This is a genomic window from Kineosporia sp. NBRC 101731, from assembly GCF_030269305.1.
Lineage (GTDB): Bacteria > Actinomycetota > Actinomycetes > Actinomycetales > Kineosporiaceae > Kineosporia.
This window is the reverse complement of the sequence record NZ_BSTC01000004.1, coordinates 286,190-301,646: the sequence shown is the minus strand read 5'-3', so window position 1 is coordinate 301,646 and position 15,457 is coordinate 286,190. Positions and strand designations below refer to the sequence as shown.

Sequence of the window (15,457 nt, the reverse complement as noted above, 5' to 3'; positions counted from 1 at the left end):
GCCGGGGCCTGATTGCCCTCGACGCCCAGTGAGTCTGCACCAGGACGCCCGAAGATCGCGGCCAGGTTCATACCGGGCCCCGCCCGGGCCAGACGCGGCGTCGGCCACCTGCCGGTATCCGACGAGAAGCCCTGAGCGCTAAAACTCCTTCGTCATAAGAAACATTCGGCCTGTGGGGGCACCGCCAAGTGCTCACCGCGGTCCGCTGGGCCATGATCTCGACGGTCGCGGCGCCGCCAGGGGGCCGGCATCCGACGGTGTCGGGCCTGCGGTCTCGGATCATTCGCGATGAACAGTCCAAAGTCAATATGTTGCAGGGAATTTGGGCAACTGGCCGGAGTTGGCTTCCCGGCGCGGAGCGGCGTGCGCATCAGAAGTACCTCATGTCCGGATTACCGGTCAACCATGGGGCGATAAATTGGGCACAAATCTTCGTCTGATCAGGTATCCGGGCCGGATACGTTGCGCCACAGAACAAAGCGCTTGCTTTCCGGGGTGGGGCTGACAAACCGGACAATTCCTGTACTCTCGGGTTGACCCAACCGGCCGACTTCCGGTTCTGGTGCGCATGCGGTCTCAAATCCTTTGGCGTACAACCTGATCGGAGGACGAGTTTGTCAAGATTGGTCATCTCGGCCACGCCCTTCCATGGTCATGTGGGTCCACTGCTCACCATCGCCGCCGACCTCGTCGTCCGCGGCCACGACGTGCTCTTCTGCACCGGGCGGCGCTTCGCCGATCAGGTGCGCTCGACCGGCTGCCGGTTCGAGCCGGTCGCGCCGGAAGCCGACTTCGACGACCGCGCCATGGAGGTCACTTTCCCGGCGTTCGCGCAGGTCAGAGTCGGTCCGCCGATGCACGCCTTCTTCTGGCGGGTCTTCATCGACGCGGTCCCCGCACAGAGTCAGCAGATGTCGGATATCGCAGCGTCTTTCGGGCCCTCGGCGATCATCCACGACACGGTCTACCTCGGGGCGGCGCCGCTGGTCCTGGCGGATCCGGACCGCCGCGCCGGGCGGCCCCGGGTGATCGGTGTCGGCGTGCTGCCACCGGTGCTGTTCAGCGACGACACCGCTCCCTTCGGACCGGGCGACCCGTATCTGGCCGGGGAGGAGGGCCGCGAGCGTAACCGCCGGCTGAACGCGGCTGCCCACGAGGACTACGCGCAACTCCAGGAGCACGCCGAAAAGGTTTTCGGTTCTCTGGGTGTCACGCTTCCCGACTTCATTTTCACCAGTGCGGTCGTGGTGCCGGACGATTTTCTGCAACTGACGGTCCCGGGCTTCGAATATCCGCGCCCGTCCGCGCCGTCGTCGTTCCGGGTGATCGGTGCCCTGCGCCGCGTGCTCCACGAACCGTACGAGGAACCGCGCTGGTGGTCACGTCTGAGCGACGGCCCGGTCGTCATGGTCACCCAGGGCACCCTGGCCAACGAGGACCTGACCGACCTGATCCTGCCCACGGTGCAGGCGCTGGCCGGTACCGGCATCACCGTGGTGGCCGTGACCAGCCGGCCCGACGGCCCGGCGGAGCTCGCCGGGCTGCTGGGCACCGTCCCGCCGAACGCGATCCTGGCCGGGTACGTGCCGTTCGAGCGCCTGCTGCCGCACTGCGATGTGATGGTGACCAACGGCGGCTACGGCGGCGTGAACACGGCACTGCGCCACGGGGTCCCGGTGATCGTGGGAGGTGACTCCGAGGACAAGCCCGAGGTGGCGGCCCGGGTGACGTGGAGCGGCACGGGCCTGGACCTGCACACCGGCACCCCCACGGCCGAGGCGGTCGGCACCGCGGTGCGCGCCGTCCTGGACGATCCGGGCTACCGCCGCCGGGCCACCGCGCTGAGCGGCCAGTACGCCGAGCACGACCCGCTGTCGGCGGTCGCCGGCCTCGTCGCGCAGGACGGCTGAGGTGAGCGAGAGCGCCCGGCTTCTCGACCTGGAGCAGCGGCTGCGGCACGCCGAGCACCGCAAGGTCGGCTTTCCCGGATGGTCGAACCCGTTCCCGCCCGAGCTCCTGCCGTTCCTCTCCCACGAGCTCAACAACTACGGCGACGTCCACCAGGACCCGGTCTTCGCCTGGCACACCAAGGACCTCGAGCGGGAACTGGTCAGCTTCCTGGCCGCCCTCTTCGGGGCCGGGCCGGACGGGTGGGGCTACGTCACCTCCGGCGGTGCCGAGGGAGTGATGTACGGGCTCTGGCGGGCCCGAACCCTCCTGCCCAAGGCGCGCCTGTACCTCTCGGCGTCCGCGCACCCCAGCATCACCAGGGTCGCGGGGCTGCTGCAGCTGGAGGCGGTGACGGTGCCCGTGACCCGGTCCGGCGCGATGGACCCCGTCGCGCTCGAGCACCTGCTCCAGCAGGCGCCGGGAGCCTCGGCGATCGTGCTCGCCACGATCGGCACGACCCTGACCGAAGCAGTGGACGACGTGCCCCACATCCGCAGGGCCCTGGACCGGGCGGGCGTCGCCGACCACTACATCCACGCGGACGCCGCCTTCGCCGGCCTGCCCCTGGCCCTGGCCTCCCGCACCCCGGCGGCGTTGCCGTTCGGCGTGCACGAGCGGGGCGTGGACAGCCTGTCGATCAGCGGGCACAAGTTCCTCGGCGCACCCTTCCCGTGCGGCGTGGTGATCAGTCCCTCGGCGCCACCCGACGAGATCGAGAACCTGGCCGGGTCGCTGTGCGGGGCCGGTGACCTGGTCGGCAGCTCCCGCAGCGGTCACGCCGCCCTGCTGCTGTGGTTCCACGTCCGCCGCCTGGGGCTGGACGGTCTGCGGGCCCAGGCCACCTCAGGCCGCGAGGTGGCGCAGCTCGCCCTCACGCAACTGCGCGCGATCGGCTGGGACGCCTGGCGCAGCCACCCCCAGGCCCTGACCGTCGCCTTCCCGACCCCGCCCCCGGCGGTGCTGGAACAGTGGCCGATGCCCGCCGTCGGTGGGATCAGCCACATCGTCTGTACCCCCGGCGTCACCCCCGAGCGGATCCACCGGTTCGTCGCCGCGATGGCGGCCGCGACCAGAACGAGAGAAGAGGCACCGTGCTCGCAACCGGCACCGTGATCATCCCGACCTACAACCGCTCGCACCTGCTGGCCCTGACCCTGGACTCGCTGGCCGCGCAAGACCTGCCGGGTGAGCGGTTCGACGTGATCGTGGTGGACGACGGCTCGTCCGACGACACCCGGTCGGTGGCCGATCGCTACCGGGAAAAGCTGCGGCTGAGCTACCACTTCCAGCCCGACGAGGGCTACCGCGGGGCCCGCGCCCGCAACGTCGGCATCGAGCACGCCACCGGTGACGTGTGCATCTTCATCGACGACGGGGTGTTGTTGCACTCCGGGGCCGTGGCCGCGCACCTGGCGGCCCATGAACGGGAGCAGGCGACGGCGGTGATCGGGTACGTCTACGGTTTCGCCCTGGACGACGCGGGCGCCGACGAGATCCGGGCCGCCGCCGACGGGGTGGACGCCGACACCGCGATCGCCCGGCTGGCGCAATCGGGCCGGTGCCTGGACTTCCGCGAGGAGTTCTACGGCAAGTACACCGACGACTTCGCCGACCTGCCCGCCCCCTGGCCGGTGTACTGGACCTGCAACGTCTCGGCCGGCACCGAACAGCTACGACGTGTGGGCGGTTTCGACGAGGAACTGCAGTCGTGGGGCGGTGAGGACGTCGACCTGGGCTACCGCCTGCACCGCGACGGCGCCCGGTTCGTCCTGGAGCGCGGGGCCGCGTCCCTGCACTACCCGCACCCGAAGTCCAAGGGCGCCAACATGTGGTCGTCGTACGTGAACTACCGGCGCATCGCCGAGAAGTACAACACCCCGATCATGCAACTGCTCCTGCCCCTCCCCACGATCAACCCCTTCAACATGAACGACGTCATCCGCCTGCTCGACCTCCCCTCCTGCGCCGAATTCGAAAAGGCTACGCCGGGTGGATTGTTCGGCGATGACTAAGCGAAGTGGACGAGCGGAACCCAGAGGGGTGGCCGCGAGCGTCCATCTCTCTGTTCGTGATCATGCAAAACCTCCCCGGGGAGGTTTTGCATGATCACGAACAAGGACGTGGGTGTTTCGGCGGGGCGTTCGGGATGGCTCACCGGTCGGTTGCTGGTCTCGGCCGGTTCTCTTCCGGTTGCCGCGATGCTGGTGGTGGGGTTGATGGTCGGCCTGCTCCCGGTCGCCTTCGTCGTGGCCACGAGCCGCCTGCTGGGTCAGGTGCCCGCTGCCGTGCGTGGGGGTTCGGGGTCGGGGGCCGAGGCCGCCTTGTTCACCAGCCTGATCGCGGCCGCCGTGATTCTCGGCGTGCAGCAGGTGCTCATTCCGGTGCAGTACCTGCTGGGCGAACTGGCGGCCTACCGGGTCGACGGGATCGAGCAGCGGCGGCTCATGGCGGCGGCGCTGGACGCCCCGGTCGCGGTGCTGGAGGGTGACGGGCCGCAGGGCGATCTGCGGGTGGCCGCTCAGGAGCTGGAATTCGGGGTGCAGAGCCCGGGGCAGGCGGTGGCCGGCACCGTGGCGCTGGTGGCCCGTTACACCCAGCTGGCCGGGTTCGTGGTGCTGATCGGCGTGGGTTTCTCCTGGTGGGCGGCGGCCGGAACCCTGGGTGTGGTAGCCGCTTTCCGCTATGGACAGGTGCACGGCCTGCGGCAGTACGCGCAGGTGCGGGCGGAACTGAGTGGTTCCGAACGTCGCATCGACTACCTGCGCCGGCTGTCGATCGAGCCCGCTGCGGGCCCCGAGCTGCGGGTGTTCGGGCTGGCCGCCTGGTGCGCGGGCCTGCTGGCCGAGGCCTACACGGCCTGGCTCGGCCCGCTCTGGGCGGCCCGCCGCCGGGTCTACCTGTGGCCGTTCGTGGCGTACTCGCTGGTGGGTGCCGTGGTGCTGGTGGCCGTTCTGGCCGCTTTCGGTGCCTCCTCGGTCGACGAGCGTTCGGTCGCCACCTTCGTCCTGGTCGTGCAGGCGGTACTGGGCGCCCTGCGCCTGGCCGAGCACTACCCGGAGGCCGACCTGCAGACCGCCGTCGGGCTGCGCGCGGCCCTGGCGGTAGACCGGTTCGCCGCCCAGGCCGGACCAAGAACCGACGAAGGTGACACACCCATAGGAAGTCCGGAGCGCGAGATCCGCTTCGACGACGTGTCGTTCCGCTACCCGGGCCGCGACACCCCGGTGATCGACCACCTCGACCTGACCCTCCCGGCCGGGCGGTGCACGGCCGTGGTCGGGGTGAACGGGGCCGGGAAGACGACGCTGGTCAAATTGCTCACACGGCTGTACGAACCGGACTCCGGCACGATCCGCGTCGACGGCACCGACATCGCCGCGCACCCGGCGGCGGGGTGGCGCCGCCGGGTGGCGGTGATCTTCCAGGACTTCGCCCGGTTCGAGGTCTCCGCGGCCGACAACATCGGTTTCGGGGCGGTCTGGGCGCTGGACGACCGGGCCGGGATCGCCGCCGCGGCCGTGGATGCCGGGGCCGACCGGGTGACGGAACGGTTGCCGGGCGGCCCGGACGTGCCCCTGGCCCGGCATCTGGCCGGTGGTACCTCGCTCTCGGGCGGGCAGTGGCAGCGCATCGCCCTGGCCCGGGCCCTGTTCGCGATGCGGCACGGCTCGTCGGTGCTGGTGCTGGACGAGCCCACCGCGGCTCTCGACGTGCGCGCCGAGGCCCGGTTCTTCGAGGAGTTCCGCCAGGTCACGGCCGGGGCCACCACGGTGCTGATCTCGCACCGCTTCTCCACGGTGCGTCACGCCGACCAGATCGTCGTGCTGGACGGCGGGCGGGTGGTGGAACAGGGCGACCACCAGCAGCTCCTGGCCGCCGACGGCCAGTACGCGGCCATGTTCCACGCCCAGGCCCACCGTTTCACCGAACCCCAGGAGACCGCGTGAGAACCCGGGGCGTCATCGCCGCAGCCCACCGCATTCTCGGCGCGGCCTGGGCGGCCGACCGGTCCCGGATCATCGTCGCGGGCCTGCTGATGATCGGCGGGGCTCTGGCCGCACCGGCCCTGGCGGTCGCGCTGGCCTGGACCACCGGCCGGTTCCTGGCCGGTGACCGCGCCGCAGCCGCCGGGGCGGGCGCCGTGGTCGCGGTACTGGCCGTCATCACCCTGACCGCAGCCCATTTCGCCCACCTGTACTACTTCGAGATCTCCGAGCAGGCCGAGCTGGCGTTCGACCAGGAACTGGCTGCGGCGTCCAACGGCACAGCCGGGGTGGCCCATCAGGAACGTACCGACCAGGCCGACGCCCTGACCGTGCTGCAGCGTGAGAGCCGGCAGTTCCAGGCCGGTCTGGAAGCACTGCTGAGCGCTCTGGGCCTGGTGCCGGCCATGCTGCTGACCGCGGTGCTGCTGGCGCGGGTGAACCCGGTGCTCCTGCTGCTGCCGCTGGCGGTGCTGCCCCCGCTGTTCACCGCCCGGGTCGCCGAGCGCATCACCGACCGTGGCCGCACAGCCAGCAGTGAGGGAACCCGGCTGGCCCTCAATCTCTTTCACCTGGCCACCGCACCCCGACACGGTGGTGAGCTGCGCATCTTCGCACTGCGCGACGAGCTCGACCGCCGGCACGAGTACGCCTGGTCGCAGGCCATGGGCCGGTTGTGGCGGGCCCAGGCCCGGGCGGCACTGGTGCGGGCCGCGGGACAACTGGTCTTCGTCGCCGCCTACACGCTGGCTGTGCTGCTGGCGGTGCGCGCGAGCGTGGCCGGTGACCGGCCCCTGGGCGACGTGGTGCTGGTGATCGCCCTCGCCGTGCAGGTGAACGTGCAGGTCACCACCGCGGTGACGCTGTCGCAGAACCTGAGCCGTATCGCTACCGCCCAGGACCGACTGCAAGACCTCAAAGAGCTTGCTGCACAAGACAGTCCGCTGAAGGAAGGTGCGCCGATCCCGGACCGGCTGACCCATGGCATCGACCTGGAGGCCGTGGGTTTCACCTACCCGGGTGCCACGTCACCGGTGCTGCACGATGTCAGCCTGCACCTGCCCGCCGGGCACACCGTCGCGGTGGTGGGGGAGAACGGTGCCGGGAAGTCCACGCTGGTCAAGCTTCTGCTGGGCCTGTACCGGCCGGACGTGGGCCGGATCACCGTCGACGGTACCGACCAGCGCGACCTGCCGACCCACGCCTGGCGCGAGCGCACCTCGGCCGGTTTCCAGGACTTCGTCCGCTACGAATTCACCCTCGGCGACGCCGTCGGCGTGGGTGACCTGCCCCATCGGGACGACCCGGCCGCCGTCGCGGCGGCCCTGGAACGCGCCCGGGCCCTCGACGTGCTCACCGCGGTGCCGGAGGGGACGGCCACCCGGCTCGGCGCCTCCCACGACGGCTGCGACCTCTCCGGCGGCCAGTGGCAGAAACTTTCCACAGCAAGGGCTTTCATGCGCACCGACCCTTTGCTGCTGGTGCTCGACGAGCCGTCCTCGGCCCTGGATGCCGCAGCCGAGGACGCCTTGTTCGAGCAGTACGCGCTCACCGCCCGCCGGGTCGGCGAGGCGGTGGGCGCGGTGACCGTACTGATCTCGCACCGCTTCTCCACGGTGCGGTCCGCCGACCTGATCGTGGTGCTCGGTCACGGCACGGTGGCCGAGTCCGGCACCCACGAGGAGCTCATGGCTGCTGACGGCACGTACGCCGAGCTCTACCGGCTCCAGTCGCACGCCTACCGATGAAGGGCGGTCAGAAGCTGTGCTCGGGCGCCGGGAACGTACCGGCCTTCACGTCGGCGGCGTAGGCAGCGGCACCCTGCAGCAGCACGCCGTGCAGGTCGGCGTACTGCTTCACGAACCGCGGCAGCTTGCCGGTGTTCAGGCCGAAGGCGTCCTGCCAGACCAGCACCTGGGCGTCGGTCTGGTGGCCCGCGCCGATCCCGATGGTCGGGATGCGCAGCTCGGCGGTGATCTTCGCGGCCACGTCGGCCGGGACCATCTCCATCAGCACCGCGAAGGCGCCGGCCTCCTGGGCGGCGAGGGCGTCGTCCAGAATTCTGGAGCCACTTTCGCCGCGGCCCTGCACCCGGTACCCACCCAGCACGTGCTCGTACTGAGGGGTGAAGCCGATGTGCGCACACACCGGAATGCCGCCGTCCACCAGTCGTTTGATCTGCGGAGCCATCGCGGCGCCGCCCTCGAGCTTGATCGCCGCGACCCCGGCCTCCTTCATGAAGCGTGATGCGGTGTCCCAGGCCTGCTCGGGGGAGCCCTGGTAGGAGCCGAACGGCAGGTCGCCCATCACCAGGGCCCGCGAGGCCCCCTGCACGACCGCGCGGGCCAGGGGGATCAGCTCGTCGACGGTGATCGGCAGCGAGGTGCGGTACCCGTAGACGTTGTTCGCGGCGGAGTCACCCACGAGCAGCACGTCGATGCCGGCCTCGTCGAAGACCTGGGCGGTGTACAGGTCGTACGCGGTGAGCATGGTGAACTTCTCGCCGCGGCGCTTCATCTCGAGAAGATGGTGTGTACGGACGCGCCGGGGCGCGGTGGGCTGCGGGGCGCCGGTGCCGTACGGGGCGGGTTCTTCGGTGTTCGTCATCAGTGTGGTCTTTCAGTCGTGGTCTTCGAGCGTGGGCAGCAACCGTTCGGTGGCGCTCAGCATGTGCTGCCGCATCGCCTCGGCGGCCGCCAGCGGATCGCGGGCCTCCAGGCCGGCGAGGATCGCGCGGTGCTCGGCCAGGGTGAGCCGGGCGTGGTCGTCGTCGCTGAGGGCGCGTTCCACCCAGACCCGGATCAGCGAGCGCACGCTGTGCAGCATGTCGCGCAGCAGCACGTTGTCGGCGCCGGAGGCCAGCTCGTGGTGGAACAGCATGTCGGCGGTGACGAACCGGTGATAGTCGTGGAGGTTCTCCTCCATCGTCGCGACGTGGGCGGCCAGCGCCTTCAGTGACGACTTCGGGGCCCGGGTGGCCGCGAGCAGTGCGGCCTGGGTCTCCAGACCCTGCCGGACCTCGATCAGCTCCTTGGTCTTGTCCGAGCGCAGCAGGATCCCCCAGGAGAGGGTCTGGGGGAGAAGTTCCGAGGTCCCGCCGCTGAGGTAGGTCCCGGAGCCGGGGCGCACGGTGACGATCCCCAGAATTTCCAGCGCCGCGAGTGCTTCCCGCACGGCGGATCTGCCGACACCCATATGGGCGGCGAGCTGACGCTCGGGTGGCAGCCGGTCACCCTCGGCCAGCGAGCCGCTGCCGATGTAGTCGAGCAGTCGCCGGGTGACCTCGGCCATTGCCGTGGAGCTCTTGATCGTGCCCCCGAATGCGGCATCCAAGCTGCCTGAGTTGTCGCTCACGCACAGCAGGTTAGCAACCGGTCCACCAAAATTGGTCAACCGGTTGACAGGTGGACTAATGACGATGACGATGGCGCAGAACGCAGACGCCCCGCCCCCTGCGCCCTCGAAGGAGAGGCCCCCGATGACGACGACGTCGTTCGAAGAGTCACAAAGCGACGTGGCTAAGTCAGCCATCAAAAAGGTGACGACCCGGCTGGTGCCGTTCGTCGCGCTGATGTTCTTCATCAACTACCTGGACCGCTCCGCGATCAGCTTCGCGGGCCCCAACGGCATGGAAGCGGACCTGGGCCTGACGGCCGCTCAGTACGGGTTCTCGGCGGGCATCTTCTTCGTCGGGTACATCCTGCTCGAAGTGCCCAGCAACATGGCCCTGCACCGCTTCGGCGCCCGCGTCTGGCTGGCCCGGATCATGATCACGTGGGGCATCGTCGCGGTGCTCTTCACGTTCGTGCAGTCGTACACCCAGCTGTCCTGGCTGCGGTTCGCCCTGGGGATCGCCGAGGCCGGGTTCTTCCCCGGCGCGATCCTCTACCTGAGCCTGTGGGTCCCGTCCCGCTACCGCGCCCGCACCCTGGGCTTCTTCTACCTGGCCCAGCCCCTCACCAACGTCATCGGCGCCCCGATCGCGGGCTGGCTGATGACGCACGACGGAGCCTTCTTCGGCCTCGAGGGCTGGCGCTTCATGTTCCTCGGCGTCGGTGCCCCGGCCGTGATCGTCGGCCTGATCGCGTTCTTCTACCTGCCGGACTCCCCGCAGCAGGCGAAGTGGCTGACCGACGACGAACGGAACTGGCTCACCACGGCCCTGGCCACGGAGGCCGCGACCAAGGAGGGAGCCGAGTCGGAGAAGGAGTCGGGCCACTCGCTGGACGCCCTCAAGGCCGCCTTCACCAACGGCCGGGTGTGGGTGCTGAGCCTGATCTACTTCGGCTTCATCTACGGCCTGTACACGCTCGCGTTCTTCCTGCCGACGATCATCGGCGACTTCCAGGAGCAGTACGACGTGAAGTACGGCCTGGTCGAGAAGGGCCTGATCACGGCCATCCCGTACGTGCCGGCCGCGATCGTGCTCTACCTGGTGTCCCGGCACGCGAGCAAGGTCGGCGTGAAGACGATCCACATCGCGCTGCCCGCCCTCACCGGCGCGGTGAGCGTGCCGCTGGCCCTGTTCGCCGGCTCACCGCAGCTCACGATCGCCTGCATCGCGGTCACGGCCTGCTCGATCTTCGCGGCGCTGCCGAACTTCTGGACCGTGCCGACGCAGTTCCTCACCGGTGCCGCGGCCGCGGCCGGGATCGCGCTGATCAACACCTGGGGCAACCTGGCCGGTTTCGCCGCCCCGTACGTGACCGGATGGATCCGGGACGCGAACGACGGCGACATGAAGCTGGCGATGTTCGTGGTCGGCGCGGCGATGCTCATGTCCTGCCTGCTGATGCTGGCGCTGGCCCGCAGCGGCCGGGTGGAGACCTCCGACCGTGTCGAGGTCCCGGTCGGGCACTGAGCCCCTTTCCGCGCACTGACTTTTCGCTACTCCGGAGGAAACCGCAATGACACGCCTGACCAACGATCCGGCGGCCTTCGCCGACGAGATGACCGCGGGCTTCGTGGCCGCGCACGCCGACCGGGTGGGTGCCGTGCCCGGTGGCGTGGTCCGGGCGAGCGAGGTCCCGGCCGGTCAGGTGGCCGTCGTGGTCGGTGGCGGGTCGGGTCACTACCCCGCCTTCGCGGGACTGGTCGGTGCGGGCCTGGCCGACGGTGCCGTGCTCGGCAACGTGTTCGCCTCCCCGTCGGCACAGCAGGTGGTGAGCGTGGGCCGGGCCGCCGAGCGGGGCGGTGGCATCCTGCTCAGCTACGGCAACTACGCCGGTGACTGCCTGAACTTCGACGCTGCGCAGGAACGTCTGCGGGACAGCGGTATCGAGGTTCGCACCGTGCGGGTGACCGACGACATCTGCAGCGCGCCGATCAGCGAACGCGGCAAGCGCCGGGGCATCGCGGGCGACCTGGTGGTCTTCAAGACCGCCGGGGCGGCCGCCGCGAAGGGCCTGCCCCTGGAACAGGTGACGCAGCTGGCCCAGCGGGCCAACGACCGCACCCGCAGCATCGGGGTCGCGTTCTCCGGCTGCACCCTGCCCGGTGCCTCCCAGCCGCTGTTCACCGTTCCCGAGGGCCGGATGGCCGTCGGGCTGGGCATCCACGGTGAGCCGGGCCTGGACGAGGTCGACCTGCCCACGGCCGACGGGCTGGCCCAGCTCCTGGTCGAGAGGCTGCTCGCCGAACTGCCCGAGGGTGTCGAGCAGAACAGCCGCGCCGCCGTCCTTCTCAACGGGCTCGGCACGGTCAAGCACGAAGAGCTCTTCGTGGTCTACCGCAAGGTCAACCAGTTGCTGGAGGACGCCGGGGTCACCGTGGTCGCCCCCGAGGTCGGGGAGCTGTGCACCAGTTTCGACATGGCCGGCGTCTCCCTGACCCTCACCTGGCTGGACCCCGAGCTGGAAGACCTCTGGCTCGCCCCGGCCGACAGCCCGGCGTTCCGGCGGGGCACTCTCACCCCGCAGCCGCGCCGGGTCGACCTGACCGCAGTGGCCCAGGAAGCCCAGGAGGCCGCGGCGATCCCGCCGGCCACCGAGGAGTCCCGCTCCGCCGCGGGCCTTCTCGTCGAGCTGCTGAGCGCGGTCGAGACCACGATCGACACGAACGTCGAGGAGCTGGGCCGCATCGACGCGGTCGCTGGTGACGGTGACCACGGCATCGGTATGCAGCGCGGCGCCAGGGCGGCGGCCGAGGCCGGCCGCGCGGCGTACGCCCGGGGCGCCGGCGCCGGTTCGGTGCTGACCATCGCGGGTGACGCCTGGGCCGACAAGGCCGGTGGCACCTCCGGCGCACTGTGGGGAATGGCCCTGCGCCGCATGGGAACCCGCCTCGGTGACGAGGCCTGCCCGACCGCGGCGACCGTCGCCGCGGCCCTGCACGAGGCCCGCACGGCCATCACCGAGACCGGCGGCGCCCGGCTCGGCGACAAGACCCTGGTCGACGTGCTCATCCCTCTCGACGAGACCTACCGGGGGAGTGTCGATTCCGGATCCACCGGGATCGACGCGGCGGCCACCGCGGCCACCGAGGGAGAGAGGGCCGCCGAGGCCACCAGCAGTCTCCTGCCCAGGACCGGCCGGGCCCGGCCGCACGCCGAGCGCAGCCTCGGCACCCCCGACGCCGGCGCCGTCTCGCTCAGCCTGGTGGCGCGGACCGTCCACACCACCCTCAGCACCACAACCGGAAGGTGAACCCCAGCATGAGCAAGCTCCGTATCGTCGTCGGCGCGGACGAGGCCGGTTTCGACTACAAGGAAGCGCTCAAGGCCGATCTTCAGGCCAGCGACCAGGTGATCGAGGTCGTCGACGTCGCCGCCGACCGCGACAACCCCTACCCCGACGTCGCCATCGCCGCGGCCGAGCTGATCGCCTCGGGCCAGGCCGACCGGGCCCTCCTGGTCTGCGGCACCGGTCTGGGCGTGGCGATCGCGGCCAACAAGGTGCCCGGCATCCGCGCCGTCACCGCGCACGACAGCTTCTCGGTGGAGCGCTCGATCCTGAGCAACAACGCCCAGGTGCTGACGTTCGGCCAGCGCGTGGTCGGCCTGGAGCTGGCCCGCCGCCTGGCCAAGGAGTGGCTGACGTACGAGTTCGACGACTCCTCCGCCTCGGCCGGCAAGGTCAGCCGGATCTCCGCCTACGAGGACGCCCAGGCGAAATGAGCACCACCTTCGGCGTCAGCCTCAAGATGTACCTGGGCTACGACCAGACACTGCGCTGGTGCCGGGACGTCGCCGGTCTGTGCGGCGACCACCCGCTGCTCACGGACAGGGGCGGAAAACTCTTCGTCGCCCCGAGCTTCCCGGCGATCCCGGCCGCCCGCGAGATCTTCCGCGGTACGCCGATCGCGGTCGGTGCGCAGAACCTGGCGCAGGCCGACACCGGTGCCTACACCGGTGAGGTCGGCGGGCCGCTGCTGCGCGAGGCCGGCGCCCAGTACGTCGAGGTCGGTCACGCCGAGCGGCGCCGGATGTACGGCGAGGACGAGAACGTGGTGGCGGACAAGACCGCGGCCGCGCTGCGCAACGGGCTGGTGCCGGTGCTGTGCATCGGTGAGCCCGAGCCGGTGGAAGCGTCCGCGGCGGCCACCGAGTGCGTCCGCCAGCTGGTCACCGCCCTGCAGGTAAGTGACCGCAAGGCGCTCGGCGGCCGGATCGTCGTGGCTTACGAGCCGATCTGGGCGATCGGTGCCGCGCAACCGGCCGGCGAGGCGCACATCCGCACGGTGTGCACCGCGCTGCGCGAGGCCGTGGCTGCCCGTCACGCGCACCCCGACAGCAGCGTCATCTACGGCGGCAGCGCCGGCCCGGGCCTGTACGGCCGGATCGCCGGGGCCGCGGACGGCGTGTTCCTGGGCCGGTTCGCCCATGACCCGCAGGCGCTGAAAGCCGTTCTGGACGAAGGGATGGCAGCATGACCATCGGCCTGAGCACGTACTCGTTCTTCTGGCAGTGGCACGCCGAGACCGCGCTCCAGCCCATCGGCCTGGCCGAGATGGTCGAGAGAACGGCCAATCTCGGGGTCTCGCTGCTGCAGATCTGCGACTATCCGCTGATCGAGAGCTACAGCGACGACGAGCTGAAGGCTCTCAAGGCCCTCGGTGACAGCCGGGGCGTCGCGTTCGAGCTCGGCACCCGCGGGGTCACGCCCGAGCACCTGGCCCTCTATCTGCGGATCGCCCGGGCGCTCGACATCACGCTGGTGCGCAGCATGTTCTACTCGGCCATCTCCCGGCCCACGCCGGAGCAGGCCCGACAGATGCTGGAGGACGCCGTACCCGCCTACGAGCAGGCGGGTGTCACGATCGCGCTGGAGACCTACGAGCAGGTGCCGACCGCCACCCTGGTCGACGTCGTCACCGCCGTCGGGTCCCCGAACCTGGGCATCTGCCTGGACCCGGCCAACTGCGTGGCCGCCCTCGAGCACCCGGACGACGTGGTGCGCCGCACCGCCGCCCTGGTGAAGAACATTCACGTCAAGGACTTCTCCTTCAGCCGCAAGGACGGCTGGGTCGGCTTCACGCTGGCCGGGATCCCCCTGGGAGAAGGACTTCTCGACTACCACGGTCTGATCGCCGCGGTGCGCCCGGACGAACAGGGCATCAACCAGATCATCGAGCACTGGGTGCCCTGGCAGGGCGACAGCACCACCACCTGCGACCTCGAAGACCGCTGGACCGTATCCAACCTGGAAACCCTGAGGAGTTACAGCAAATGAGCGACAAGCAGCTGACCATCGCCGTCATCGGTGCCGGTGGCAAGATGGGCATGCGGGTCTCCAACAACCTGCAGCGCAGCAACCACACCGTCTACTACGTCGAGAACGGCGAGGCGGGGAAGGCGCGCACCATCGAGGCCGGCCGTGAGCTCTCCGAGGCCGCCGACGCGGTCAAGGACGCCGACGTCGTCATCCTGTCGGTGCCCGACATCGCCCTGGGCCCGGTGTCCGAGGCCATCGTGCCGCAGGTCAACCCGGGCACCGTGGTGCTCACCCTCGACCCGGCCGCCGCGTACGCCAACCTGCTGTTCCGTCGCGACGACATCGAGTACGTCGTGGCGCACCCGTGCCACCCGTCGGTGTTCCTGCAGCGCAAGACCCAGGCCGAGCTCGACGACACCTTCGGTGGCATCGCCGCCGCGCAGGACGTCGTCGCCGCGATCGAGTCGGGCAACGCCGAGAAGCAGGCCTTGGCCGAAGAGGTCATCAAGCTCATGTACGCGCCCGTCCTGGACGTGCACTGGGTGACGGTCAAGCAGCTGGCCTACCTCGAGCCGACCCTGGTCGAGGTCGTCGCCTGCATGATCGGTGACCTCCTCAACGAGGCCCTGTCCGAGACCGTCAACAAGGTCGGCGTGCCCGAGCCCGCCGCCCGCGCCATGCTCATGGGCCACGTTCAGGTCGCCCTGGCCAACGGCCTGCGCGGCGACAACCCGTTCTCCGACGCCTGCCTGATCGCGATGGACTACGGCCGCGAGAAGCTGATCAAGGACGACTGGAAGAGCATCTTCGACGACACCGAGCTCGACAGCGTGCTCAAGCAGATGCTGCACCTGGACCACATCCACCGCTGAT

General features: G+C 70.1%; 13 protein-coding genes. 11 read left to right on the top strand and 2 right to left on the bottom strand.

All coding sequences use genetic code 11. The features are described 5' to 3' along the window. Positions 1-656: 656 nt before the first annotated feature. From QSK05_RS14270 to QSK05_RS14250, 5 genes are all read left to right on the top strand, one after another. Positions 657-1,910, top strand: a complete 1,254-nt coding sequence (locus tag QSK05_RS14270; RefSeq protein ID WP_285597658.1) for a nucleotide disphospho-sugar-binding domain-containing protein — start codon at positions 657-659, stop codon at positions 1,908-1,910. A 1-nt stretch (position 1,911) separates the two neighbouring features. After that, a complete protein-coding gene (locus QSK05_RS14265) occupies positions 1,912-3,063 on the top strand; it encodes a pyridoxal-dependent decarboxylase (RefSeq protein ID WP_285597657.1) in 1,152 nt (383 codons plus the stop codon). Next, positions 3,042-3,962, top strand: coding sequence for a glycosyltransferase (locus tag QSK05_RS14260; protein WP_285597656.1), 921 nt, complete (start codon positions 3,042-3,044; stop codon positions 3,960-3,962). The genes QSK05_RS14265 and QSK05_RS14260 overlap by 22 nt, the downstream gene beginning before the upstream one ends. A 90-nt stretch (positions 3,963-4,052) precedes the next feature. Further along, entirely contained in the window at positions 4,053-5,897 is a 1,845-nt protein-coding gene (locus QSK05_RS14255) for an ABC transporter ATP-binding protein (RefSeq protein WP_285597655.1), read from the top strand. Next, entirely contained in the window at positions 5,894-7,681 is a 1,788-nt protein-coding gene (locus QSK05_RS14250; protein ID WP_285597654.1) for an ATP-binding cassette domain-containing protein, read from the top strand. Before QSK05_RS14255 ends, QSK05_RS14250 begins: the two co-directional genes overlap by 4 nt. 7 nt (positions 7,682-7,688) lie before the next feature. Here the strand turns inward: QSK05_RS14250 and panB are convergent, their stop codons facing one another. Both panB and QSK05_RS14240 read right to left on the bottom strand, forming a co-directional pair. Further along, positions 7,689-8,540, bottom strand: coding sequence for a 3-methyl-2-oxobutanoate hydroxymethyltransferase (gene panB, locus QSK05_RS14245; protein WP_285597653.1), 852 nt, complete (start codon positions 8,538-8,540; stop codon positions 7,689-7,691). A gap of 12 nt (positions 8,541-8,552) precedes the next feature. Then, the gene (locus tag QSK05_RS14240) at positions 8,553-9,287 is read right to left on the bottom strand and encodes a FadR/GntR family transcriptional regulator (protein WP_285597652.1); all 735 of its coding nucleotides are present in this window, start codon (positions 9,285-9,287) and stop codon (positions 8,553-8,555) included. A 124-nt stretch (positions 9,288-9,411) separates the two neighbouring features. Between QSK05_RS14240 and QSK05_RS14235 the strand changes: the two genes are divergently transcribed. From QSK05_RS14235 to QSK05_RS14210, 6 genes are read left to right on the top strand one after another with little or no spacing between them, the layout of a single operon-like run. Beyond that, entirely contained in the window at positions 9,412-10,794 is a 1,383-nt protein-coding gene (locus QSK05_RS14235; RefSeq protein WP_285597651.1) for an MFS transporter, read from the top strand. 46 nt (positions 10,795-10,840) lie between these two features. After that, positions 10,841-12,577 (top strand): dihydroxyacetone kinase family protein, encoded by a 1,737-nt coding sequence (locus tag QSK05_RS14230; protein ID WP_285597650.1) that lies wholly within the window; start codon positions 10,841-10,843, stop codon positions 12,575-12,577. An 8-nt stretch (positions 12,578-12,585) separates the two neighbouring features. Beyond that, positions 12,586-13,047, top strand: a complete 462-nt coding sequence (locus tag QSK05_RS14225) for a ribose-5-phosphate isomerase (RefSeq protein WP_285597649.1) — start codon at positions 12,586-12,588, stop codon at positions 13,045-13,047. Beyond that, positions 13,044-13,802, top strand: a complete 759-nt coding sequence (locus QSK05_RS14220) for a triose-phosphate isomerase family protein (RefSeq protein WP_285597648.1) — start codon at positions 13,044-13,046, stop codon at positions 13,800-13,802. The genes QSK05_RS14225 and QSK05_RS14220 overlap by 4 nt, the downstream gene beginning before the upstream one ends. Continuing rightward, positions 13,799-14,602, top strand: a complete 804-nt coding sequence (locus QSK05_RS14215) for a sugar phosphate isomerase/epimerase family protein (protein WP_285597646.1) — start codon at positions 13,799-13,801, stop codon at positions 14,600-14,602. Before QSK05_RS14220 ends, QSK05_RS14215 begins: the two co-directional genes overlap by 4 nt. Further along, positions 14,599-15,456 carry a phosphogluconate dehydrogenase C-terminal domain-containing protein gene (locus QSK05_RS14210; RefSeq protein WP_285597645.1) on the top strand — a complete coding sequence of 286 codons (858 nt, stop codon included), beginning with the start codon at positions 14,599-14,601 and terminating at the stop codon, positions 15,454-15,456. Before QSK05_RS14215 ends, QSK05_RS14210 begins: the two co-directional genes overlap by 4 nt. Position 15,457: the final 1 nt, after the last annotated feature.